This is a genomic window from Streptomyces sp. GbtcB7 (assembly GCF_019091445.1).
In the GTDB taxonomy this organism is placed as follows: Bacteria; Actinomycetota; Actinomycetes; order Streptomycetales; family Streptomycetaceae; genus Streptomyces; species Streptomyces mirabilis.
Genome location: NZ_JAGXJM010000064.1, coordinates 16,295 through 40,815 on the forward strand (window position 1 = coordinate 16,295; position 24,521 = coordinate 40,815).

General features: G+C 67.8%; 13 protein-coding genes and 2 pseudogenes. 6 read left to right on the top strand and 9 right to left on the bottom strand.

Annotated features, from left to right (window positions below; translation table 11 throughout):
* Positions 1–29 precede the first annotated feature (29 nt).
* The 3 genes and pseudogenes from KVT44_RS52140 to KVT44_RS52150 all read left to right on the top strand — a co-directional run.
* Positions 30–695, top strand: a pseudogene (locus tag KVT44_RS52140) (transposase); the annotation flags it as partial.
* Positions 696–1,232: 537 nt separating this feature from the next.
* Positions 1,233–3,014 (top strand): reverse transcriptase/maturase family protein, encoded by a 1,782-nt coding sequence (locus KVT44_RS52145; RefSeq protein ID WP_217575773.1) that lies wholly within the window; start codon positions 1,233–1,235, stop codon positions 3,012–3,014.
* Positions 3,015–3,123: 109 nt separating this feature from the next.
* Positions 3,124–3,297, top strand: a pseudogene (locus KVT44_RS52150) (IS5/IS1182 family transposase); the annotation flags it as partial.
* Between the two features lie 3 nt (positions 3,298–3,300).
* Here the strand turns inward: KVT44_RS52150 and KVT44_RS52155 are convergent.
* The 3 genes from KVT44_RS52155 to KVT44_RS60895 form a co-directional block, all read right to left on the bottom strand.
* A complete protein-coding gene (locus KVT44_RS52155) occupies positions 3,301–3,906 on the bottom strand; it encodes a TetR/AcrR family transcriptional regulator (RefSeq protein WP_217575775.1) in 606 nt (201 codons plus the stop codon).
* Positions 3,907–4,841: 935 nt separating this feature from the next.
* On the bottom strand, positions 4,842–6,872 hold the full coding sequence (locus KVT44_RS52160) for an alginate lyase family protein (protein WP_217575777.1): 2,031 nt from the start codon (positions 6,870–6,872) through the stop codon (positions 4,842–4,844).
* Between the two features lie 518 nt (positions 6,873–7,390).
* Positions 7,391–10,279 (bottom strand): LuxR family transcriptional regulator, encoded by a 2,889-nt coding sequence (locus KVT44_RS60895; protein WP_217575779.1) that lies wholly within the window; start codon positions 10,277–10,279, stop codon positions 7,391–7,393.
* 451 nt (positions 10,280–10,730) lie between these two features.
* Here KVT44_RS60895 and KVT44_RS52170 point away from each other — a divergent pair, with 451 nt between their 5' ends.
* On the top strand, positions 10,731–11,432 hold the full coding sequence (locus KVT44_RS52170) for a hypothetical protein (RefSeq protein ID WP_217575781.1): 702 nt from the start codon (positions 10,731–10,733) through the stop codon (positions 11,430–11,432).
* Between the two features lie 88 nt (positions 11,433–11,520).
* Positions 11,521–12,549 (top strand): hypothetical protein, encoded by a 1,029-nt coding sequence (locus KVT44_RS52175; RefSeq protein WP_217575783.1) that lies wholly within the window; start codon positions 11,521–11,523, stop codon positions 12,547–12,549.
* A gap of 228 nt (positions 12,550–12,777) precedes the next feature.
* Here the strand turns inward: KVT44_RS52175 and KVT44_RS52180 are convergent, their stop codons facing one another.
* From KVT44_RS52180 to KVT44_RS52195, 4 genes are all read right to left on the bottom strand, one after another.
* A complete protein-coding gene (locus tag KVT44_RS52180) occupies positions 12,778–17,040 on the bottom strand; it encodes a S8 family serine peptidase (protein ID WP_217575785.1) in 4,263 nt (1,420 codons plus the stop codon).
* Positions 17,041–17,083: 43 nt separating this feature from the next.
* Positions 17,084–17,374, bottom strand: a complete 291-nt coding sequence (locus KVT44_RS52185) for a hypothetical protein (protein ID WP_217575787.1) — start codon at positions 17,372–17,374, stop codon at positions 17,084–17,086.
* A gap of 59 nt (positions 17,375–17,433) precedes the next feature.
* Positions 17,434–20,037 carry a tetratricopeptide repeat protein gene (locus tag KVT44_RS52190; RefSeq protein ID WP_217575789.1) on the bottom strand — a complete coding sequence of 868 codons (2,604 nt, stop codon included), beginning with the start codon at positions 20,035–20,037 and terminating at the stop codon, positions 17,434–17,436.
* Positions 20,038–20,509: 472 nt separating this feature from the next.
* Complete coding sequence (locus KVT44_RS52195) at positions 20,510–21,334, bottom strand: TetR family transcriptional regulator (protein WP_308314382.1); 825 nt, start codon at positions 21,332–21,334, stop codon at positions 20,510–20,512.
* On the opposite strand from KVT44_RS52195, the gene KVT44_RS52200 reads away from it, so the two are divergent.
* Positions 21,315–22,259 carry an NmrA/HSCARG family protein gene (locus KVT44_RS52200; RefSeq protein ID WP_217575791.1) on the top strand — a complete coding sequence of 315 codons (945 nt, stop codon included), beginning with the start codon at positions 21,315–21,317 and terminating at the stop codon, positions 22,257–22,259. The two genes, KVT44_RS52195 and KVT44_RS52200, sit on opposite strands and share 20 nt — an antisense overlap.
* A gap of 85 nt (positions 22,260–22,344) precedes the next feature.
* On the opposite strand, the gene KVT44_RS52205 is transcribed toward KVT44_RS52200, so the two are convergent.
* Together KVT44_RS52205 and KVT44_RS52210 are read right to left on the bottom strand one after the other, a co-directional pair.
* Positions 22,345–23,763, bottom strand: a complete 1,419-nt coding sequence (locus KVT44_RS52205; RefSeq protein WP_217575793.1) for an aldehyde dehydrogenase family protein — start codon at positions 23,761–23,763, stop codon at positions 22,345–22,347.
* Between the two features lie 33 nt (positions 23,764–23,796).
* On the bottom strand, positions 23,797–24,521 hold a 725-nt coding region (locus KVT44_RS52210; RefSeq protein ID WP_217575795.1), incomplete at its 5' end, for an aldehyde dehydrogenase family protein.

A 24,521-nucleotide genomic window follows, 5' to 3' on the forward strand; every position in this document is an offset into this window, starting at 1 on the left:
TGTCGGCGTCATCCCCTCCCGGAGATCTCGTGCCCGTCCTGCCGTCCTGCCTGCTCGAACCCTTGTGGGACCAGTTCGCGGCGCTGCTACCTGAGCATGTGGACACACACCCGCTGGGCTGCCACAACCCGCGCATACCCGACCGGGTTTTCGAGCATGTCATCGCCGCGCTGGTGCACGGCTCCGGCTACGAACGCATCGCCAGTCCCGGCTGCTCGGACCGCACCATTCGACGCCGCGTCAAGTACTGGGCCCAGCTGGGAATAGCCGAGCAGATCCACGCGCTCGCCCTGCAAGCGTACGACGCATGATCGGCTTGGAGCTCGACGAGCTGTCCGTGTACGGCTGCATCACCAAGGCCCCGTGCGGCGGCGAGGCCGCCGGGCGCTCCCCGGTGGACCGGGGCAAACAGGGCCTGAAGCGCTCGGTGGCCACCGAGGCCACCGGCGTCCCGCTCGGCATCGTCTCGGCTGGGGCCAACCGCCACGACTCCCCGCTTGCTCGTGCCCACCCTCAAGGCCGCCGACGAGCAGGTCGGCGGGCTTCCCGACCAAATCAACGTGAACCTGGACCGCGGCTACGACAGCGACAAGTCCCGTTGTCCCCTCCGGGAGTTGGGCTTCACCGGCGAGATCGCCCGCAAGGGCGTCCCCGCCCCGATCCAGGCCGGCAGGAGGTGGGTGGTGGAACGGAGCCAGTGCGCCACGAGGCGCTCTGTTTGTATCCCCGGATTATCCGGGCGGAACTCGGAAGGAGGTTCCTGGGTCAATGACTTACCTGGAGCCGAAAGGTAGAAGGGGACAATAGCCTGTCAGAAAACCAGTGACCGGGCCCAGTTGTCAGAGACGGTGCACTGGGCGGCCCGCGCGATATGGCGAAGACTGAATTGTTTGAAGCCCAATCTCCAGCAGATGCAAGTTCCCATCCGTCGGAAAGACAGCTGAAACCGACGTCGTGATCTGCCCTTGCTTCTTTTGGCTTGGCGGGGGCAACTTCCGGTTCACGGAGCGATGCCCAATGAGGGCATTCAAGGAGATGAGTGGGACGCCTACGTCGCGCTATGACGTACAGCAGAGACGAACGTGGGATCGCCTACGGGACGCGAGTCCTATGGCGACGGAGGCCCCGTAGTAGTCGCCGGAGCAACGCCCGGCCAGGGAGGGCGGGAAAGCCGTCCGCAGGGCGAAGGGGGCCAGGTGGTTCGGACACCCGAGACTCGGGAGGTATGCGAAATGCAGAGCGCCGCAACGGTGCTGGGTGTCCTGCGTGAACGCGGCAGGCGCGGCCTGCCGTGCAGTGAACTGTATCGACAGCTGTTCAACCCGCAGTTGTATCTGTTGGCCTACGGGCGCATCTACGCCAACCATGGCGCGATGACGCCCGGGGTCACGCCGGAAACCGTGGACGGCATGTCCCAGCGGAAGATCAGCCGGATTATTGAGGCGATGCGTCACGAGCGTTACCGCTTCCGCCCGGTCCGGCGCGTCCATATCCCGAAGAAGCATGGGAAGACGCGTCCGTTAGGACTACCGACATGGTCGGACAAACTCGTGGGCGAGGTGGTTCGCCTCCTGATGGAGGCGTATTACGAGCCGACGTTCTCCGATCGCTCTCACGGATTTCGCCCTCGTCGTGGATGCCACACCGCTTTGCGGGAAGTGGGACACACCTGGACCGGGACGGCCTGGTTCATCGAGGGCGACATCGCTGACTGTTTCGGCAGTTTGGACCACCAGGTTCTCCTGGCGATCCTCGGCGAAAAGATACATGACCAGCGGTTTCTGCGGCTGGTGCGGAACATGCTGACAGCCGGATATCTGGAGGACTGGAAGTGGGGAGCCACGCTCTCCGGAGCACCGCAAGGCGGAGTGGCCTCCCCGATCCTGTCCAACATCTACCTGCACAAGTTGGACGAGTTCGTAGAGACAGTACTGATTCCGGAGTACACCCGAGGGGAACGGCGGGCCCGAAACCCGGCGTATTTGGAGCTGCAGAGTCTGCTGCGGACAGTCCGTCAGCACGGCGACCGGCCTTTGGCTCGTGTCGTGCGCCAGCGGATGACCAGTCTGCCGAGCGCGGACCCGAATGATCCGCACTACCGGAGGCTGCGTTACGTCCGCTACGCAGACGATCATCTCCTCGGTTTCACCGGACCACGAGCCGAGGCCGATCAGATCAAACAACGCCTGGCGGCGTTCCTGCGCGAGGAACTCAAGCTGGAGCTCTCCCAGGAGAAAACTCTGATCACTCATGCCCGTACCCAGGCAGCGAAGTTCCTCGGCTATGAGATCGCGATCCAACACAACGACACGAAGAAGACCGGCCGTTACCGGCGGGTCAACGGCCAGGTCGCCCTACGTGTTCCCCAGGACGTGATCAAAGCCAAATGTGCCCCCTACCTCGCCCGCGGTGATCCCGCGAAGCGAAAGGAACTCGTCAACAGCAGCGACCATGCGATCGTTGCCACGTTCGGGGCCGTCTATCGGGGCATCGTCCAGTACTACCTGCTCGCCGGGAATGTCTCCCGGCTGCACCGGTTGCGATGGGTCATGGAGACTTCCATGCTCAAGACCCTTGCGGCCAAGCACCGTTCGAGCGTGTCGAAGATGGCCGCCAAGCATAAGGCCAGAATCGACACCGAGAAGGGCCCACGAGTCTGCTTCGAGGCCCGCATCGAGCGGAAGAACAGGAAGCCGCTGGTGGCACGGTTCGGAGGTATTCCCCTCTATCGGCAGCGGTCGGCGAAAGTAGTCGACCGCCGGCCGGTCTGGGTGGACTATCCGCATAAAGAGCTGGTCACACGGCTCTTGGCGGACACCTGTGAGATCTGCGGGAGCAACGGTGATGTCCAGGTGCATCACATTCGTGCTCTTGCCGATCTCGCTCATGCCGGATGGCCGCCGTCCGATTGGGCGCGCGTCATGCTCGACCGGCGCCGCAAGACAGTTGTGGCCTGCGACGCTTGCCACGACCGAATCCATGAGGCGCAAGCGGCCAGATCATTCACGCCGTGATCACTGGAGAGCCGGATGATCGGGAAACCGTCAAGTCCGGTTCGGCGGGAGGCCGCGAGGAAAAGGACCTGACCACAGGCACCTCGCCACGCGGCCGACCCAACGTACCGCGTGGATGAACGGCTTCGCCAAGCTGCGGCGCTGCACCGAGAAGCGCAGCCGTGTCGCGGATTTCTACCTCTACCTGTCCGCCGCGATCGTCACACTGCGTATGCTCATCCGCCGCGCGACCCCGCGCTACCGGTGGTGGGACGGCCGCCCCACCACCAAGCGCTTGAAGTGACGCCTACTGCCGGGCGCTCTTAGGCATACAGCCGTCCAGAAACAGGTCGAGGTGACGGTGCATGGCTGCCTCGCCGTAATGGCTGTCTTCGGCGCCGGCGTCAGGGATGGGCCTGGTCAGCAGCCTGACCGCGGTCGCGAGGTCGGCGAGGCCCACGTCTGCACGCAGTTGGCCCGCTTCGCGTGCTCTGGCGACCATTCCTCCAATCTCGTCGACCAATTGGCAGAGTGCCAGGCCCAGCTCCGAATCGCCGTCGGCCGCAAGGTCGGAGAGCGCAGGGTAGAGCGCACCGACGCGGTGTTCAGCCGCACCGTGGATGTAGCACCGCAATGCGCCGAAGGCATCGGAATCATTCGCGACAGCGGCTTCCGCCTCGGCCTTCAGGACAAGGAGGACCGACGACGCGGCTTCATGGAGGAGCGCTCGGCGGTCCGGAAAGTGACGGTAGACCGTGGCGTTGCCGACGCCGGCCCGTCGCGCAATGTCGTCCAACGCAACGTCTGTGCCATGCGCGACGAGGGCATCGCAGGCAGCAGAGAGAATCCGCTGGTGGTTGCGGTCCGCGTCTACCCGGCGCCGACTACGCGCACCGACGTCGTGCTCAGCCATGGTTCAGCCGTTTCGAAAGAGACCCCGAGGTCGGGACGTTGTTTGGTCCGGCGGACGCCGGGGGGGGGAACAGCACCGCCCCATCCGTCTACATGACCGCAACGTACAGTTTGCGCCACGAGAGCATATACGCCAACTCAGCCGATACGCCGATCGGTGTCGTCGTGGGCGAACAGCGTCCTGAAGTCCCTGAATGACCACATGCCGTCCGGCTCTCACCTCACGGTCGGGCCAGCAGGCAGACGAGACTCGCGATCAGGAGATCCTGTCTCCCAACCTCGTTCGCTTCGCCTGGGAGAAATCCCGTGCCTGCCACTTTGATGCCCCGCTGCCGAACTCTGGCGACGGCTCTCGCCTTCGCCTTGACTGCGGGCGTCACCACCACGGCCACTACTCTTCCAGCCGACGCCTCGCCAAAGAGCTCACGATCTACGTCCGAGAACGACCAGCTCGGCGCCTTGTATGCTAAGGCCAAGGCGGAAGGCGCGACCCTCACTGTCTACGCGGGTGGCGAGCTCTGCACGGGCAGAATCGAATTGGTCGTGGTCGTTGCGCAGCAACAACTCAATCTTCCCCTGACTCCACCGGCTCTATGAACGGGACAATGACGGGCTGTTCATTGAAGCAGCGAGGCGTCGGGGTTTGCGCACCAGCGGTCGTCAGGCCCGGGAAGCCGACAGTCGAGGATCTTGAAGCGACAATGGCGCCATGCTCGTCGCGTTACGTCTCGCCGTGTTTTCGCTGCCCCATAGCGATTGTGCCGGTACCGCCGACCACCTTCAACTGGTCAACGACGAGGCTGAGCATGCCAGAACAGTGAAGACCTCAGCCTCCCAAGCTCAGAGCGCGCGTAGTGGAAGGGGACTCGCCCTCCTCGAGGGCTCCCTTGGAGAGAGGGAACCCTCGGGCGGGTGCTCAGCGTTGCCCGGACGTGATCAGGGGGTTGCCGCTGTCGCGCGGGAGCTGTTGCTCAGGCCGCCGAAGCTTGCGGTGCGGATGACGTAGTAGTACTTCGTCCCATTCGTGACCTTGGTGTCCTTGTATGTGTTGCCGCTCACGCGGGCGGCGGCGAGCTTGTAGGGGCCGCCACTGCGGGTGGCGCGCAGCACCTTGTAGTAGACGCCCTCGTCGACCGCGCGCCAGCTCAGGGTGACCTTGCCGCCGGAGGCGGTCGCTTTGGGGGCCGATGGTGCCGCTGCCAGGGAGGAGGAGGCGCTGCCGGTGGCGACATGGTCGAAGGTCGAGGTGTTCGGCACGGAGGTGTCGCCGGAGGTGGTGGCGAGCCCGATGTACACCGTTTTCGACAGGCCCGGGAAGATGACGTTCTGGGCAGGGGACCAATTGGTGCCGTCCGGTGAGGTGTAGCCGTAGACGTAGTTGCCGCGGCGGACCAGCTTGAGCCAGTACGGCGCGTGGACGTCCTGGTAGTTGATGTAGTTCCCGCTGAGGACCCCGCCGCCGGGGCGCCAGAATGCCTGCGCGTAGCCGCTGCCGGTGAGCCGCAGGTAGGTGTACGGAGTGGCGGCGCTCGCGTCGAGGCTCCGGCGTAGCATCAGGCCGGTGGATCCGCCCTTCGCGGTACCTGTGCCCGTCACGCGGGCGACGATCGTCCCGTCGCCGGTGAGGGTCTTGTAAGCGTAGTGGTAGCCCTTGTCCTGGCCCTGGTCGGAGCTCTTCAGCGTCCAGGTGCCGCCGGAGTAGGAAGCACTTCCGGTGGATCCGACCCTTCCGATGTCCGCGCTCTTCAGGCTGGTGGCGGTGGCGGCCGTGGTCTTCGGGGCTGACCAGACACCTGTCGGCTTGGTCGCCTTGGAGGCGTCCGCATCCCTGCGGTAGACCATGCTCTGCGGCGTCTGGTTCAGCTGGCCAAGGAGTTTGGTGGTGTAGGGCGCCTTCAGGCCCTTGCGTACGACGTACGCCGTCCGGATGAGTTCGAGGCCCTCAGCGCCAGGGGTCCACCGGGCGCCGCCGATGGACGAGTAGAGGCCGTAGCCAGTGCCGGAGCGGATGAAGGCGGGGCTGCCGCCCAGGTTGTACTTCGAGAAGTACTCGCTGGCGGCAAGCAGCCGGTTGTTCTCAGCCGCGTAGAGGTCGACGCCCTGCTTCCAGGCGACCTCGGCGACGAACGCCAGGTGCAGCAACTCCCCGAAGGCGTGGCCCTGGTCCCGGCCGGTGTCGCCGATCTGGCCGTTGGGCAGGGAGTTGCGGATGCCGCCAGCCGGGTCTGTCAGGTAGGCGTTCACCACCGCGTTGAACTTCGCCCGGTCGTCGTTGAACACGGCGATCGCCATGGCGCCCTGGAGCTGGTCGGCCCCCTGGTTGGCGGACCGCACATGAGTGCCGGCGCCCAGGTCACCGGTGCTGAGGCTCCACAGCGGCCAGTACACGGTAGCGAAGTGCTTCTTGCACAGGGCGGTGTCGGCGTCGGTCCAACCGGGGTAGGTACCGCGCAGGATGTCGGCCCCGGCCACCGTGCGGATCACATAATCGGCGGCGGTGAGATAAGGTTCCGCGCCCGTCCACGCGGTCTGCGTACGGCACCAGTCGGTCATGATGCCGGTGGCCTTGGCGCCGTACGCGGCCTTCCCGGTCAGGGAGTACATGAGAGCCAGCTGGTACACGGCCGTCATATCGTTCTTGTACTTGTAAAGGTTGACGTCGGGGGTCCGTCCCACCTGGGCGAACGGGCCTTCCTCAGGGTAAGTGAGCGAGGAGTGGGAGTCCGTCCGCAGGGACTCGTACGCGGCCTTCCACGGCGCGGTGTTCCGGTTCGCCTTCAGCCGCTTGAGATCGGCGCTGTTGAAGGCGATACCCGGGTGCACGAAAGCCAGCTTCAGGGCGCCCACGGTCGATGCCGACGCCGTCACGGCCGTGCTAGTCGTCCCGGTCTGCGAGCCGAGGCTCGCCCAGGCGGCCACGCCACCCACGGCACCCCCGACCAAGCCGACCAGCGCCCCGGCCAGCATGATGAGCTTGCGTATCCGTTTCGACGCCGCATGTCGCCGCCCGATGTGTGCATGGCGCACAGTTCGCGCCCTCCCGTCATTCCGATTCGCTTCGACAGAGGAGTTGTCCCTCCGGCATGTAAGACGGGGGCGGCCAACGCGAAATAACAACTCTTCGGGAAGCTGCGGCAACGCGCCCCGCTCTCCGGCCGATGACGGCCCCGGCGACATCCCCGGAGTGGGGTCGCCTCCTTAGACGCGGTCCCGGACGTACGGACCTCATCCGGTGCTTGACGGGACAGCGAATCACGGCCGACATCAATGCCCAGGTAGCGCACTACGCAGCGGGCTCGGGCCAGAAGCGGAAGCCGAGTGCTGCAGTCCCGCCGCCATCGGAAGGGGCGTGCTGGGCGGGGCGAGCCGACGGGGGCAGGCTGCCACTGTCCTCCGCCCCGGCACGCGGGATCAGGTCGCGTTCAGGGGGTGCCGTCCCCGGACTACACCGGCCGAGGCGCGTCCCTATTGGATCCGGATACGGTTCAGGGAACGGCCCGGCCGTCGCCGATCATGCCCACGGCCTGTGCTCGGTTGCGTACGCCGAGCTGGCGATACATGTTCGACAAGCGTCGTTCAATGGTGGGCACGCTCAGGTGCATGGCTTTGGCTATTTCGGCATTGGTGAGTCCGGACCGGGCGAACGAAAGGATCTTGATGTCCCGTGGAGCGAGAACCGCAGTGAGACGGCCTGCCTGGCTCGGTAGGTGACCGGGTCCTGGCAGGTCCAGGTCTGTATCGGCTGCCGATGAAGCCGACGCATTGGGTGTTCCGCCCGTGGTGCGAGCTTCGGAAAGCGGCACCGTCGCCCCTGACGCGGCCTCCAGCTGCCCCAGGATGTGCCCGCCCGACTCGGAGATGAGTTTGAGCGACTCGTCCCGGGCGATGCCCACTGCCTCCGTCAGCGCCTTCGCTGCGGCGGCCGGGTCACTTCCGCGCAACAGACGACCGCGCTGGACGAGACAGTGCGCTGTCCAGGCCCTGCTGCGCAGCGCCCGGCTGAGGTACTCGGCTCGCGCGTTGGCTTCGATGGCCTCCTCACTGCGACCCAGGAGCCACAGTGGCTCGGCGAGGAACCAGCCGACCGGCCCCAGAGGCAGAGATTGGCCGACGACGACGAACTGTCCGGTGAACGGGCCCAAGTGCTCGACTGCCGCCCGGCACAGCGACACGTCGCCGGTCAGTGCGCCGGTCCTGGCCTGGATGGCCATCCAGGCCGACCAAGTGCGGTCGAGGGGGAGGCTGCCCGGGTCCGGCATCCGGGAGGCAAGCCCGGCCAGGCGCCGGAGTTCGTCCTGGCCGCCGTGCTCGGCCGAGATCAGACACTGCACCGCCTCACCCAGCAGCGAGAAATGGCATGGCGTCTGTGGTGTCGCTTCCGCCGGCGGCGGGAGCAGCAGCGTTCTGCCGGTATGCGCCTGCCACACGCAAACCACCGCGGGGGTGTAGATCGAGGCGAGCGGAGGCGCCTCGGACGCGAGTGACCGCAACGCGGCCAGCACTTCCGGCTCATCCCCGTCCAGTAGAGCGCAGCTCGCCCTGAGCAGCGCCAAGTGGGCTCGGGCCGATGCGTCCGGCGTCGCGGCCTCCAGCGCGGTGAACTCCCTTCGGGCCGTGTCCAGAGCGTCCCGGTGTCCGGTTGCGATCGCCGCGTAGGCCAGCGCGCCGAGCGCCGACGGGCCAGGAAGTTCTGCTGTGAGGTCCGCGTACTCCTCCACCTCGTGAGGTGTCGCGTGCACGATGCGGACGGTGAGCGCGGCGCCGAGGGCTTCTGGGTCTCCGCTGTGCAGGGCGAGGCGAAGTGCACGGTCGGCAACCGCGCGCTGCGCCCCGCTGTCATCCGGGGGCATCGTTCGGGCCTGGTGCGCCTCCAGACGCGCTCGCATGGCGGTCGCCCCAGGTGGACATCTCTCCAGCCCTCGCGCCACCAGACGGCGCGTGGCGGAGTCCACCGGCTCGCTGGTCTCTGCAACGTCCAGCAGTTCCACGACGGCCTCGGCGAACAGCGCGCCATCTCCCGCGCGTGAGGCGGCCGACACTGCTGCCCTGAGGATGACAAGCCCCCGGGCCGGCAGCCCGGACCTAGCCTCGCAGCGTCCGGACACGATCAGCAGTTCGCACCGTGTGGCCGGATCAGGGCCCGATTCCAAGCCCCGCGACGCCAGCGCGACGGCCTCCGTGAGACGGCCCTGGGAGGCTTCCCAGCGGGCGGCCCGCAGACACTGGCGGGCTGTGTCAGTTCCCAGTCGGCCCGCTGCGACCAGGTGCCTGGCTACCGCGGCGGCGGTCGGTGACGGCCCCTCCGGGTCCTGCATCGCGATCAGGGCCGCTGCCGCACGCTGGTGGAGCCATGCCGTCCGTTCCGGGCCCGCCAGGATGAGCGCGGCCTGCGCGACCAGCGGATGGGAAACGTCGTAGCGAGGGGTGACGGTCCCGCTGCGGGTCAGCAACCCGGCAGCAGTCGCGGCCTCCAGCATGTGGGCGGTCTCGCGGCGCGGAATTCGTAGGGTGAAGGCGACCACGCGGGCGCACAAAGGCTCACCAAGTATCGCGACAGCAGCGATACATCCGTGTGGGTCGGCCGTCTCTATGGCGCTGCGGAGCGGTGCCCCCTCCGGGGCCTCGGCGTACGGATTCGGCGTACTGGCACCACCGCCTGAGAGGTGGCGCTCATGCTCCTTCCACCGGCACAGGACATGTGCGATACCCGGGTTGCCCCCGCTGGCGGCGGCGATGCGGGCCCGCTCTTCAGGAGCGGTGTGCGGCAGCTCGTGTCGTACGAGTGACAGCGTCAACTCCTCCGGGAGCGGCTTCAGATGGAGGTGGGTGACGCCGAACAGCCGACTCCATGACAACAGCCGCAGCCATGCTTCCGTACCGTCACCGGGGCGCGCTGTCGCGGTGACGACCAGCAGTAGGGGGAGTTCGTGCAACTCCGGCAGGAGTTCCTCGATTACGGCCAGGGTGTACGGGTCCGACGCGTCAAGGTCCTCCAGGACCACCGCCAGCGGGGCGCCGTGCGTGTGTGTACGCACCGCCGCCGCCGTACGCGGGACCCGGGCAGCGGCGTCACCCTCCGCCTCGGGGCAGAAGGGCCCCATGAGGCTTGCGGCATCGAGACCGCGTACGTCCGCCAGTCGACGCAGCGCCTGCCGCCACGGCCACAACGGCGCCACCGGTTCGGAGGAGTCGGCCGCCCCTCGAACGCAATCCACGACCAGTTCGGCGCGTGCACCCACCTGGCGCGCCAGCGCGCTCTTGCCGATTCCCCGGACGCCCGTGATCAGCAGCAGACTGCCGTACCCCTGGCAGAGCGTGGACAGTTTCCGTTCGAAGAGGGCCAACTCCTCTGTTCGGCCAACGAAGTTCCTCACGTCGTCGCTGTCCTGTCTGGCTCTGTGCCTGGTGCATGTACGCGTGTGTGTATGTCTGTGGATCTTATGTCCGGCTCGGCACCTTTTAGATATCGCTAATTTCACGTTCGGAAAGTGTTATCGCCAGTCATGTCCGCGCCTCTTCATGAGATTGCCTCGCCGAGTGAGGGAAAACCATCGGGTGCCACTGCGCACAAGGTCCCGGCGGACCGGACCATCGCCCGTGCGCGCTCGGCAGAATGGCCGGTGTGCGGGTTCCGGTACGAGTGAACGGCACACATCCGAAGGGGAAGTCGATGGCTTTCCAGCTTCCGGTGACAAGGCTGCGACGCCAACAATCCTGATCAGCACCGGCCGGACACCACTGGCCGGGCGGCGGAGCGCCACCGTCTTCACACATGACGCGACTCCAGGCCTGACCAGCCTATTCACCGGAGCGGACGGAGATCTCGTGTCCATCATCAACACCACCCGAGGACGCTGGGGCGCCAGAGCCCTGGCTGCCCTCGGCTTCGCGGTACTGCCCACCCTGGCCCTCCAGGGGACCGCGAACGCAGCCAGCTGCGTGGCATTCAGCGGGTCAAAGGACTACAACGTCGAGAATCAGCACTGGACCCACTGGAACGGCTCCCTGCGGTCGCCTGGGCACAACGGCGAGTCCTACAACGGGGGAATCGATTGGAGGGGCAAGCAGTACGACCGGGAACTGTGGAAGGGCACGGCCTACCGCTGCAACCCCGCCGCCATCGACTGCAACTACGCGTGGGGCCAGTCGAAGACTGTCTCCACCCAGTGGAGCGTCGGACTCAACATCGGCGGATCACTCAAGGGGGCGGCCAGGGAGTTCGCTGCGGAGGTGAGCCCCGGCTACTCGCGTACTACCAGCTACTCCGAGTCGTTCACCTGGCAGGTCCGTCTCTACCCCGGCCAGTACGCGCAGCCCTACATGGCTTCGAAGATGGAGCCACAGTCCGGCCTCATCCGCGGCGCCTACAAGTCGCCGGGAAGCAACGGCACCCAGTGCACCATCTACAGCAATCGCGGTGGGCGTGCCGTCGGCTACTCGGCCGACTGGGACCCGACCGGAGTCGTGGAGCGGTGGACCACCAACGTCAGGCAGTGGGACTTCGCGTCCTACTACATCTGGCGGTAGCTCCCCTGCCGTTCCGGCGCCGGGCGGGAGACCGCTCGGCGCCGGAACGGCCACCCGGCACCGAGCCGCAAAGCCCGAAGGACGCATCATGGAACAGCGTGACACGGCGCTCACCGTCATACGGCAGGAACCGGGCGCCGAACCGAGGGAAACCCATGGGGAGATGACCCGCCGCCGACCTGGGCGACGTGCTTTGCTGATCTGCATCGCGCTCGCCGTCCTCGGTGTGACCGGTGCCATCGCGATGGACTCCGGCAGCGACGCAACCCGTGGCGTTGTCGCCGCCCCGGACTCGACCGACCCCACCGACACGGCATCGGCGGGCCCGCGTGTCCTGCCGCCCAAGGAACTGGACGGCCCACCACCGAGTGCAACCTCCTCGCAGTCCGAGGACTCGAAACCCAGCGCGGGGCAGCTACCCGTCACCCCGCCCGGCAAGAGCCGGGTGATCTACCCCGACGGCACCGCAGTGACGTGGCCCGCCCCGGCGTCCGGCCGCTCCTGGGTGGACCCTGACGCGGGCGAGACCGAAGCAACGTGGGGCGGACGCCAGTTCGCCGATGCACTGCGCGCACTCGTGCACGGATCCGAGGTTCCTCCCGAGTTCGGCATCTACCAGGAGGGAAAGGCGGGGCGTGTCGGCTCATACGGCGCGACCGTCGTCGACGGACACGCCTCCTACGACTCCAAAGGGGCCGTGGACCACGGACGTTTCGTCATCGCCCGGGCCACCCGCGGCGGTACCTCCGTCCTGGGTTCCGACTACGACCGGTGTGGCCGATGGCCCTCTGACGGGAACAACCTGGGCATGGAGGGACTGACGCCCACCGCGCCTGCCCAGAAGCTGCCCGATTCCGCCGGCACCCTGCGCTGCTCGCTGACCAGGACCGCCGGCGGTCTCGTGGTCGTACACGCCGAACGCTCCGCGCACGGAGACCCCAAGAGGCCCGGCTCCGCCTCCGGTATTCAACGCGATGCCTTCACCATCCTGCCCGACGGGACCGCGGTCAGTGTCAGCAGCTCCGCAGTGGCCAGGACCGGAGAGCCCACCCGGCCGCGCGACTGGGGATTCCTCGATCGGCTCCTTCTCCACATCAAGTACCCGGAGAGCCCGTGAGCTTGGGCACGAAGCCGACAGTGGGGCTGTTGGCCACTCGATTGTGATCCTTTGCAACGCGCCGCTCAGCCCCGGGCACCCTGACGGCCGCGAGCAGAACACCTTCTACCTTGGCCCTCCGAAGGGAGCCTCTCCGACCCAGGACGCGTTCCCCGACCGAGCCTGAGCTGCCGCTCGGTCTCTGAGAGCTCCGGGCGCACGGCACCACGCCGTGCGCCCGGATGCCGGTCACGTCAGATCAGGCCGCTGCACCACCTTTACCGCGTTGACGACGGGAAGTTGGTACGTGCGCAGTTTGTCGAAGCGGATCCCGATGCTGCCCGCCTCACCGACCTTCACCAGGATCGTGCGTCGGTCGGCGGTGAGCTTCCCCGCGGTCTTGGTGATGTCGTAGGAGGCGAGCACGGGGGTGTCGTTGGCGAAGACGTTGAACATCCGCCAGCCGGGCCGAGCCTGCTTGCGTAGTTCGGCGAAGTCGAGCGTCACCTCGTATGTGCCGGCGGGCAGGGCGTCGAAGCGGTAGCCCGTCATGCCCTCCCGCTGAGTGCGGTAGATGGCGTCCTCGTCCGTGCCCTTGATGTCGGTGTTCCTCCCCACCCTGTACGTATCGGACTTGCCGACCCAGCCATGAGAACCCGCGGTGTACTTCGGATCGTTGTCCGAGCCCGCATCCACGGTCAGCACGTACTTCGGCACGACGAGCTTGATGGGCACATAGGTGGGTGCGGGACGTGCCGCGTCCGTGAAGAACTCCAAGTAGCCCTTGTGGGTACCGCTTTCGAGCTGGGCGGTGTCCGTGTCGACCGTCACCGTGGTCGACTCCCCCGGCTCCAGCGTGGTGTCGTCGGCCGTGACCGACAGCCAGGGGACGTCGACCGCGGACTGCCGTCCCGTGCTGATCCGGTAGGCCGTCCTGGCCCGGTGGGAGGCCACCCACAGGTCACCCGACGGATCCACCGCGATGCCCGACAGAGACAGCGGGTTGGGATCGGGATCGGGCAGCGTTCCCACTTCCTTGCAAGCGACCGGATCGAACTCATGGATGGCGTTCGAACCAGCCAGGCTGGTCAGATACAGGTTTCCGGTGCCCGCGTGATAGGCCACCCCGTTGATCGCCCTGTTCCACTGGCAGCTGCTCAGCACCTTGCCCGGGGCCGCGTGTGAGGCGCCCGCCACCCGGTAGACCTTCCCGGTGTCGCTGCTGCCGAGGTAGAAGGTGTCGTCGTCGGCGCGGTACGCGACGCCCGGCATGTACCCGCCGCCCACTCCGGAGACGTCGATCGTCTGGGTGATCTTCTCCGTGTCGGGGTCGACGCAGTTGATGACGGACGCGGTGGAGTTGCGCGTCGGCTGACACACGAGGTCACGCTTGGTGTCGTACGTGATGCCGAAGTCTCCGTCGGTGTACCAGGAGAGGACCTTGCGGCCGGTGGGAGCGTGGGTCTCGCGGTCGTACTCGACATAGCGCCTGGTCGTCGTGTCCGCGACCCAGATGTTCCCGGTGCCGCCGACCGTGACACCCATCGGCTTCTGCAGATCCGGCGTCGCTATCTTGGAAATGACCTCACCGGGATCGCGCAGGGAGCCGGTGCGCAGCTTGCCGCCGATCTCGGCGGTGTCGAAGTTCAGCGCCTTGCCACCGGTGTTGGAGATGGTGACGGGCACCTTCGCCGTGGCCCCCTTGGCCACCACCCATGGGTCGAGGTCGCCCTTCAGGGTGACCTTCAACGCTCCTGCGGGTAGCGAGAAGCCTGTGATGGTCCACTTGTTGTCGCTCACCGCGGCGGTGGCCAACTGGGTGCCGTAGCCCTGGGCGTCGACCGCGAGGTCGTATCCGCTGCCGGACTTGAGACGGAAGGCGTACCGGCCCTCGTCGTCGGTGGTCGTGGTGTCGAGCCGTCGGCCACCGGCGGAAACGGTGACCGTGGCACGCGCCACCGGTCCACCGTCGTTGGCGTCCTTCACCACTCCGCCCACGAAGCCGGAGTGGTTCGGGGTGATACGGATCGCGGTGGCGTCCGAGAGCGCTGTGGAACCCTCGTACGCGTACTGCAGCCCCTCGCCGCCCGTCCCGTCCTCGATCCCGACAGTCGCCGACAGTCCGGTCTCGCGCGGCTCGTCCGGATTCAGGTTGCGGTACGCGAAGACGATCTCGCCGGTCGTCTCGTGCAGCACCACCTCGAAGTCGATCCTCACCGCCGACGCACCGAACATCGTCACGTCCCGCTGCTCGATGACGAAGCGGCGGTTCGGGGCCTCACCGAGGGTCTTCGTGTAGACCTTCGAGAAGGCGGGGTCGATGCGCAGGTCGTCCCAGAAGGGGTAGATCACCGCGTTGGGTGTCTTCCCGTCCGGAATCCGGTTGTTGAAGGGGTTGACGACCTTGCTGGTGAAGCTCAGGTAGCCGTCGGTGGAGAGGAACGCGCCGCGGTACACACCCGTGTAGAGCGGGAAGTCGAAGGGCAGCGGCAGATCGGCGCCGGCCTCGTCGCCGCTGAGAGCGAACGGGGTGTCGCCCTCGACATATGCGGACTTCTCGGTGGCACACGTGTAGCCGAAGGAGTCCGTCTTCGGGTCGAGGGTGACGTCGGCGGTCTCCTCGCCGTCGACGGTGAGCGGGGATTCGGCGTCGGCGACGCAGCCGAGCGGCGAAGCGACGGACAGGGTGTATGTCCCCGCCGCGACGGACGGCAGCGTGTACCGGCCGCTCTCGTCGGTGTGGACCGGTTGGAGGGGCGTGCCCGGCACCGACAGCGTGGCACCTTCCAACGCGTCACCGGCGGCGGTCCTCACCGTGCCGGTGACCTTCCAGGCCGGCTTGGGGGTGAGCGGGAAGTCCGTGGTCACGGTCGCGTCGTCGGCAGCGGTGACCTCGACGGACGAGGAGTCGTATCCGTACACGGACACGACTGCGGTGTAGTCGCCCGGCACCACGGTCAGTCGGTAGGTGCCGTCGGCCTCGGTGGTGATTGTGCGTGAGGACGTGCCGGTCAGTGTGATGCGCGCGCCGGCGACCGGCTTGCCGGTGGTGGCATCGGTCACCGTGCCGGTCAGGACGCCGGCCTCGGCGCCGGGGGCGGCCTGGACGGCCGCGAGGACGTCCAGCTTGCCCTCGCCCCAGACGTTGTTGTCGGCCGCGGAGCCACCGCATGTGGTGTCGTCCACGTCGTGAGCGGTGCCGTCCAGGAGTTCCGTGGTCTCCTTGATGTGGCCGATCAGACCGGGGGAAGCCGACCAGAGCAGCGCTACGGCGCCGGAGACATGGGGTGCGGCCATCGAGGTACCGTCCGCCGCGCCGTATGTGCCGCCCGGCAGCGACGAGCGGACTCCCGCGCCGGGCGCGGAGATGTTCGGCTTGAACTCCCCGTCCGCGCCGGGTCCACGGCTGGAGAAGTCGGCGATGGAGCCACTGGAGGTGAAGGCGCCGACGCCGTAGGCGTTCTTGCCGTCCGCGGGTGAGCCCGCGGTGTCGCAGCCCTTGCGCCCGTCGTTGCCGTTGGAGAAGGTCCCGAAGATCCCGGAGGCAGTCCAGGCCGCGACGACATCGTCGTACCAGGGGTTCTCCACACCGCCATTGGGCTCGCCCCACGAGTTGTTGATGATGTTCGGACGCAGATCGGGACGCGGGTCGGCACCGCCGAGGTCCGTGGGAGCCAGCATCCACTGCCCGGAGGTGAGCAGGGACTCCTCGGAGCAGTTGGCACTCTCGCAGCCCTTGGCGGCGATCCACTTGGCACCGGGTGCGACCCCGATCTGATTGCCCGCCCCGTCGTCGCCGACCATCGTGCCCACCGTGTGGGTGCCGTGTCCGGCGTTGTCGCAGGGGGCCGTGGACGGGTTCCCGCAGACGTGAGCGGGGTCGTACCAGTTGTAGTTGTGGTTGTACGTTCCGTCGGCCTGGCGCCCCCGGTACTGGCGGGTCAGCGCGGGGTGATCGTATTGAACACCGCTGTCGATGCTGGCGACCGTGATGCCCTCGCCAGTGTCCGCGTACTCCCTCCACACGTCGTCGGCGTTGATGGCGGCGAGGCCCCACTCGACGGAGTTGACCTCGGGTACGGCATCGGTCTGCTTGGGCTCTTCCAGACTCAGGTCCTGCGGCCCGGTGATCTCCTGCACGTTCGGCAAGGCCGCGAGCTTGGTGACCAGGTCTTCGTCAGCGCCTGGCACATGGATCTGGTTCGATATCCAGTACGAAGTGAAGTCGGCGCCGGCTGCCTCCAGGCCTGCCCGCGCCTCGGCCTGGCTCGACTTCGCGGTCGCCTTGAGCGCGTCGACGACGGCCTGGCCGCGCTTGTTCCAGTCGCCGACCGCCGCGGCCTTCGACAGATCGGCCTTGTCGTCGAAGACAAGCCAGACATCCGCCGCACCCTTGTCGTCGAGGGTCCTTTCCACAGCCGCGGTGATGTCCGCCGGGTCGTCCCCGGAGTCCAGCGCGGCTGCTTCAGGAGCCGTGAAGACCGACGCGCACAGGAACAGAGCCGCTGCCACCGCGACGACGCGGCCACCACGGCCACGTCTTGGCTGTGGTGGGCTACCGGTCTCTCTCTTGACCAGAAACAACATCGGCACTCCATCGGGGGTCGCAGATACGGATACGCAGACCGGTCACGCCCTCGTGCACCTGGGCGGTGAGCACCGCATGGCCGTGTTCACCGCACCACCGGGTCAGGGCATCCGGAACGTCCGGATGCCCGGTGTGGATCTCCAGGACTCCACCCGCGAGATCGAGCGCATAACGTTCCAGCAGGGCCTCGACCCGTGGCCAGGACTCCCCACCGGCGTCGACCACCACATCCGCCGTTGCGGCGGTGTCGTCGTGCATGGATCCTCACGATCACTACGAGCGTGTCCGGTCTTTGCGCGCACCTTAGGACGCGGGCGTTACCGAGGTGTCCCCCCGAGCGGTAACGGCCTCACGTCTGCGAGGAGTTGGGTGGCGTTCTCCCGTACTTGGCGGTCTCCCGTGACCTCCGCCAGACGAAGGGCCTCGGAGAGATCGCGTTCGGCGTCCGCGACACGGCCCTGCCGCATGAGCACGCGCGCGTGGTTGACCAGGGTGTACGGCAGACACCACGGGCTCTCGCCAAGTCGGCGGGCCAGCGCCACGGCCTGCCCCGCCAATCCCGCCGCGGCGTCGATGTCGCCCAGGTTCAGATGCTCACGGGCCAGGCCACTGCGAGCGAACGCGATGCCGGCCGGATCCCCGGTGAACTCGGCCAGCTCCAGGGTTCGTTCACCGTAGGTGCGGGCATCCTCATGCCGGCCGTCGCGGGCCGCCAGATTGCCGAGGATGTTCACCACCGCGACCTGGACCGCCGCGTCGCCCGCTCGTTCCGCGTGGGTGAGCGCGGCCTCGGCAGCCATCCGGGCTTCGGCCAGCCGGTCCAGCATCACCAGCGGCGCCGCCTGGTTGACCAGGGACCGCGCACGCAGCAACGGCTCGTCGCCGCTCAGCGGTTCGGCCCTCCGGGCCGCTTCCAGCGTCTGCGTGTACCGCCCGGTCCCGAAGAGCAGCACGCTCCGCGCGAGATGGAACAGCGCCGCGGCATCCGCGTCCACCGACTCGGCATCGTGCCCGGCCAGTACGTCCAGTCCCTGAGCGGGCCGCCCGGCACGCCCCAGCACCTCGGCGAGCGCGGCGGCGGTCCGCACGGCGTCGTTCGTCTCGCCCGCCTCACGATGCGCGGCCCTCGCCCGGCCGAGCACCTCCACTGCCCTGTCGTACTGCCCTTGCCGCCGCAACACCGCTCCCCACGCGAACCGTTCCGTGGCGGCGGGCAGCCCGGCCTGGTCAAGCCTGGCCACCAAGTCGCTGTAGTAGCCGTCGGCGGCGTCGTTGGCGTACATCGAGGCCGCCCGCCGCGCCGCCCGCCGCAGAAACTCCACCGCCCTCGGGTCGTCGGCGCGGCTGAGGTGGTACGCCACCACGTCAACCGCCTCGGGCCGGTACCGCACGAGGACATCGGCGAGAACGGTGTGCAGCCGACGCCGTCTCGCGGACGTCAGCCCAGCGCGGCAGGCGAGCCGGATCAGCGGGTGGCGGAAGACGTACTCCACCGTCGAAGGCCCCCCGTGCAGTGCCGGGGACTCGCCGATGATCCGGCTGCGTACTGCTTCGTCCATATGGTCCAGGAGCGCCACCTCGCTCATCCCCAAGCCATCGGCGAGGGCAGCGAGTTCAGCCGTGCGTACCGGTTCGCCGGCCACCGCGAGCAGTTCGACCACTCCCCGCGCCTGCGGGCTCAGGGACTGGAAGCGCCGCTCTGCCAGATATCCGATGCGCTCCGGCACCCCACCCGTACCGTGCAGCAGACCCGCGGCCTGGTCCGGGGCGGCAGCCAGCTCTCTGGCGAACAGCGGGTTCCCGCCGGACAGTTCACAGCAGACCCGCAGTGTCTCGCCGTCGATCTCCTCGTTCGCGTCGGCGACCACCAAGCGGCAGTCCGACTCCGAGAGCCGCATCAACTCCACCCGGCCCGCGAGCTGCTGGGCCAGCAGCGCGGTCAACGGACGCCGGCGGGGGTCCGCCGCAGGCACCTCCTCTTCGCGCAGGGTCGCCCACACCTTCAGCCCTGGCCCCGCCGTCCGCGCCAAGTGGTACAGCAGCTGGAAGCTGCCCATGTCGGCGGCGTGCAGATCGTCCAGTACGACCCGAACCCCGGCCGCCTGGTCCGCCTCCGCCAGCAGGGCCGCGACAGCACGGAACAGCAGTGCACGTTCCGCCTCCGGCCCGGCGGACGGCTCGGAGTTACCAGCGGTGGACAGCAGCCGGCCCAGGGCCGGGTGGCGTACCAGCAAGGCCATGCGCTCGTCGGACGGCAGCGTCGCCGCGTAGTCATCGATGGCGCCCGCGATCATTCCGTACGGTGTCGGCCCCTCGGCGTCGTACGCGGTCCCCCACAACACCGTGGCCCCGGCGTCGGCGGCCAGGCGCGCGGCTTCCGCCACCAGCCGGGTCTTGCCCACCCCCGCCTCCCCGCTGATCACGGTCATCGTCCAGCGTGGCGCGGCCAGTGTCTCCAGCACCCGCTGTCTGCCGCGCAGCGGAGTGTCCCCGTGTCTCAGCCATGCCTTCGGTCGGCGGCCCGACGTGGCCGGGGACGCCAGTGCCCCGCGCAACTCCTGCCTCAGTGCGGCGAGTTCCCGCACATGGGGGGCGAGCCAGTCGGCATACCGGTCTTCCGGAAGCAACTCCACGGCGAGCCGGGAGACCGCCTCCGTCATCGCACCGCGATCACCGGCACGCAGTGCGGCCCGCGCGCCGGACACCAGCTCGGCCACATCCACCCGGACGTGACAGAGGATCACCGCGTCGCCGTCGCCGACGAGATGGCCGGAGCCACTTCCCAGAAACTGCCGGGCCGCGTGCAACGCGACCCGGAGGCTGCGCCCGGCCGCGACGTCGTCGGCCTCCGGCCAGCACACGGCGGTCAGCTGCTCACGGCGCATCCGGTGTCCGGGAGCGAGAGCCAGCAGTTTCAGCACCGTTCTGGCACTGGAACGGCGCCACTGCCCGGTGAGGGACCGATCTCCACGGCTGAGGACGAATCCACCGAGCAGAGAGACAGTCAGAACAGGCGGCCCACCTGTCATGTCCCCTCCCGTGAGTCTTCGCGGCAGCCTAGGCAACAACCACCTCACCCGCAAGATCGGGCTGGTCGGCCTGCCTGGTGACCGGCCCACGGACTCGCTCGCGCGAAGCGTCACCCGACAGGCATCCGCCCGCTCCATTCATCACACCTCAGCCGGCCGCGTTCCCACGCCACCGAGCAGTCGCTGCTCGCTACCGGCTCGGAGCCTGTCGGGTGACTTTCGATCGAAGGATGAAAGGGACCTGGTGCGTGCGATCGCAAGGCGCCGGAAAGCCCTAGTAGTGGAGCTACCAGGGCGTTTCGGCAACGCGGCGAGCGTGTGCACCAGGCCCCGGGCGCCCGGTCAGAGCCCGCCCGCCAGGCTCTCAGACCGGTCGCGCCGCGTGGTCCCGCACCGGGGTGAACACACCGGGCGGCGGCTTCTCCAGGACTCTGCCCAGCAGAGCCTCCAGCGCACGCCGGTCCGGCGGGAGTTCCGACAGCAGTGCCTGGACGAGCAATCCGCCCACCGTGGCGGTCACCGCGCGGGCCGTGAGCGGATCGGTGAACCGCGACAGTGCCGTGTGCAGCTCCTCGACCCAGGCAGTGAAGAGCGGACGCAGGCTCGGGTGCCGTCTCGCGGCCACGACCAGTTCCATCTCGACTTTCAGACGATCACGCTTGGGACCGGCAGAGCGCTCGATGACCCAGTCCGCGAGCCGGGCGGGCAGATCGCAGCCGTCGTCCAACTCCGAAGCCCAGGCCTGAACATCGGCCAGGTGCGTCTGCGCGGCGCGGACGAGCGCGGCCGACAGCAACTGGTCAAGATCCTTGAAGTAGTACGTCGTTGATCCCAGTGGAACGCCGGCGGCCGCCGCGACGCTCCGGTGTGTCACGACACCGACACCCAGCTCGGCGATCATCTCGATTGCCGCGTCGATGATCCTGTCGCGTCTGCCTGGGTCCTTTGCACCTCGCCCGCCGCGTCCCGTCGCCGCCACCTGATCCGTCCACTTCCCATTGGCCCCGCTACGCCAACGCCGCTGATTCCCAAGAGTGTTGGGGCGGGGAGTTCCGGTGCCGCCCGGTCCGCCCGTGTGTATCTTGACATGCACCATCATGTACAAATGTACATGACCGCTCGCCTCCCTCCCGGCGCAGGAGGCGGCATTGTCGGCACAGGAGGACTCCTTGACAAGCAAGAAGATCATTGCGGTGGTCGGCTCGACAGGCGCCCAGGGCGGCGGCCTCGCGCGAGCCGTCCTCGACGACCCCGATGGCCCGTTCACCCTCCGCGCTCTGACGCGCGATCCCTCGTCGGACAACGCCATGGCTCTCGCCGCACGCGGCGCCGAGGTCGTCCAAGCCGATGTCCGCGACGAGGCGAGCCTGGTGAAGGCATTCGACGGCGCTCACAGCGCGTTCCTCATGACGAATTTCTGGGAACACATGTCGCCGGAACAGGAGAAGGCCGACGCGGGCCGGATGGCTCTGGCTGCCAAGAGCGCCGGCCTGCACCATGTGATCTGGTCCACGATCGAAGACACTCGGGACTTCATCCCGCTCGACGACGACCGGCTGCCGACGCTGCTGGGCCGCTACAAGGTTCCGCACTGCGACGCCAAGGCCGAGGCCGACCGCTTCTTCACCGAGGCGGGGGTGCCCACCACTTTCCTGCGGACCGCGTTCTACTGGGAGAACCTGCTCGCCCTGGGACAGCCGCAACGACAGAGCGACGGCAGGCTTGCCACCACCCTCCCGATCGGCGGGAGCAAGATCGCGGGCATCGCCGTCGAGGACATCGGCAGGACCGCGTACGCCATCCTCAAGCGGGGCGAGGAGTTCACCGGCAGGACCATCAGCATCGCCGGCGAGCATCTCACCGGCGCCGAGATCGCGGCAGCCCTCAGCGGTCCGCTGGGCGAGGAAGTGCTCCACCGGCCCATCAGCGCCGACGCCTTCCGGGCACTCGGCTTCCCCGGCGCGATGGACAACGGCAACATGTTCCAGTTCTTCGCGGAGGTGCCGGAATTCGTCACCGCACGGAACATCGATTCCGTACGCGCCATCAACCCCTCACTGCAGACCTTCGAGCAGTGGCTGGAGGGGAAGAAGGGCCGGTTCACCACTGTCTGACACCACGTCCGGATGGTGGTGACCCGCCGTGCGCGGTCGCTCGGGGCGAGCGCGCACGGCGGTTGTTCGGGGATCGGGCGGAGCCTCAGAACTGCAGCGACTTCGGCTGCAGGAACTCCTCCAGGCCGTACACGCCCAGCTCACGGCCATTGCCGGACTGCTTGTACCCGCCGAAGGGCGCGATCGGGTTCAGCGCGCCCCCGTTGACATCGACCATGCCGGTGTCCATGCGGCGAGCGAAGGCGACAGCGTGCTCCTCGCTGCCGGAGAAGACCGCTCCGGACAGTCCGTACACGGTGTTGTTGGCGATGCGCAGGGCATCCTCCTCGTCCGTGTAGGACATGAGGACGATCACCGGACCGAAGATCTCCTCCTTGGCGATCGTCATGTCCTCGGTGACATCGGCGAAGACCGTGGGCCGGACGTAGTAACCGACCGGCAGTTCGGCGGGCGGCTCCGCTCCCCCGGTCACCAGCCGGGCACCCTGGCTCAGTCCGCCGGCGATGTACTCCCGCACCCGGTCCCGCTGCGCGGCCGAGGCCACGGGGCCGACCTGGGTCCGGTCGTCGGCCGGGTCACCGACCACCACGTTCTCGGCAGCCTTGCGGGCCAGCTCCACCGCGCGCTCGTAGGAGTCGGTGTGGACCAACATCCTCGTCCACGCGGTGCATGTCTGACCAGAGTTGAACAGGACGTTGGCGATGCCCTTGTTCACCGCCGCCTCAAGGTCCGCGTCGGGCAGGATCACGTTCGCCGACTTGCCGCCGAGTTCCAGGGCGACGCGCTTGACACCGGCTGCTGCAAGCTCCCCGATCCTCTTTCCGGCCCGGGTCGAGCCGGTGAAGGAGACCATGTCGACGTCCGGATGGGCGACGAGCGCCTCACCGACTCCTTGGCCCGTACCCGGTACCAGATTGAAGACACCCTTGGGCAGACCGATGGCGTCGACGACCTCCGCCAGAAGGTAGGCGTTGAGCGGCGTCACCTCGGACGGCTTGAGCACCACCGTGCAGCCGGCGGCCAGCGCGGCGGCGACCTTGGCGATGACCTGGTGCAGGGGGTAGTTCCACGGGGTGATCGCCGCCACCACCCCGATCGGCTCCTTGACGACCAGCGAGTTGCCGATCCGCTCCTCGAACTCGTACGACTCCAGCAGCCGTACGTACGACTCGGCGACCGCGATGGGGAGTCCAGCCTGCGCGGCCAGGGATATCTGCAGCGGCGTTCCCATCTCGGAGGTGACCGTCCGGGCGATCTCCTCGGCGCGCACCGCCAGACCCTGATGCAACTTGCCCAAGTAGGACCCGCGTTCGGCCGCGCTGGTGCGGGACCAGGTGGTGAAGGCGGCGCGGGCTGCAGCGACAGCCGCATCGACGTCTTCGGACGTGCCGGCCGGGACGGTGGCGATGACCTGCTCGGTGGCCGGGTTGACCACCTCGGTCACAGCATCGCCGGAAGGGCGGCGCCAGGCGCCGTCTATGTAGATGTTCGTTTGCTGGAGCACAGTGATCAGACTGCCTTTCGGTTGTGCGGAACCTCAGTGACGGCCGAACATCTGCGGATTTCCCTCGTCGATCCAGACCGACTTGGTCTCGGTGTAGTCGTCGAGGGCATCGGGGCCGAGTTCCCGACCGATGCCGCTCTGCTTGAACCCACCGAAGGGAACCGCGTAGTGGACGACGCGGTAGGCGTTCACCCAGACCGTGCCCGCGCGCAAGCGCTTCACCATGCGGTGCGCCCTGCCGACATCGCTCGTCCATACGGCGGCGGCCAGACCGAAGTCCACGTCGTTGGCGAGCCGGGTCGCACCGTCCTCACCGTTGAACCTGACGACACTCGCCACCGGCCCGAAGATCACCTCCTGAGCGAGCCGCGAGGCGTTGTCGACCTCCGCGAAGACCGTGGGCCGTACGAACAGGCCTCGCTCCAGCTCCGGTGTGGAAGTGTCCCGGACGCCGCCCTCGGCCAGCTTCGCGCCCTCCGACTGCCCGATGTCGATGTAGTCGAGGACCTTGTCGAACTGGTTCCGGCAGGCGAGCGGTCCCACGTCGACGGTGGGGTCGAGCGGGTCCCCGAGGGTGAGCTTCCCGGCGGCCGCGGAGAGCTTCTCGACGAACTCGTCGTACACGCTGTCCTCCACCAGGACGCGCGAGCCCGCCATACAGGTCTGGCCGGTCGCCGCGAAGATGCCCCCCATCACACCGTGGACGGCGTTGTCGAGGTCGGCGTCGGCGAAGACGATGTTGGGCGACTTGCCGCCCA

Coding starts and splice junctions, on each gene's coding strand:
- KVT44_RS52145 (WP_217575773.1), top strand. CDS start 1,233: ATGCAGAGCGCCGCAACGGTGCTGGGTGTCCTGCGTGAACGCGGCAGG.
- KVT44_RS52155 (WP_217575775.1), bottom strand. CDS start 3,906: ATGGCTGAGCACGACGTCGGTGCGCGTAGTCGGCGCCGGGTAGACGCG.
- KVT44_RS52160 (WP_217575777.1), bottom strand. CDS start 6,872: ATGCTGGCCGGGGCGCTGGTCGGCTTGGTCGGGGGTGCCGTGGGTGGC.
- KVT44_RS52175 (WP_217575783.1), top strand. CDS start 11,521: ATGGAACAGCGTGACACGGCGCTCACCGTCATACGGCAGGAACCGGGC.
- KVT44_RS52185 (WP_217575787.1), bottom strand. CDS start 17,374: ATGCACGACGACACCGCCGCAACGGCGGATGTGGTGGTCGACGCCGGT.
- KVT44_RS52195 (WP_308314382.1), bottom strand. CDS start 21,334: ATGATCTTCTTGCTTGTCAAGGAGTCCTCCTGTGCCGACAATGCCGCC.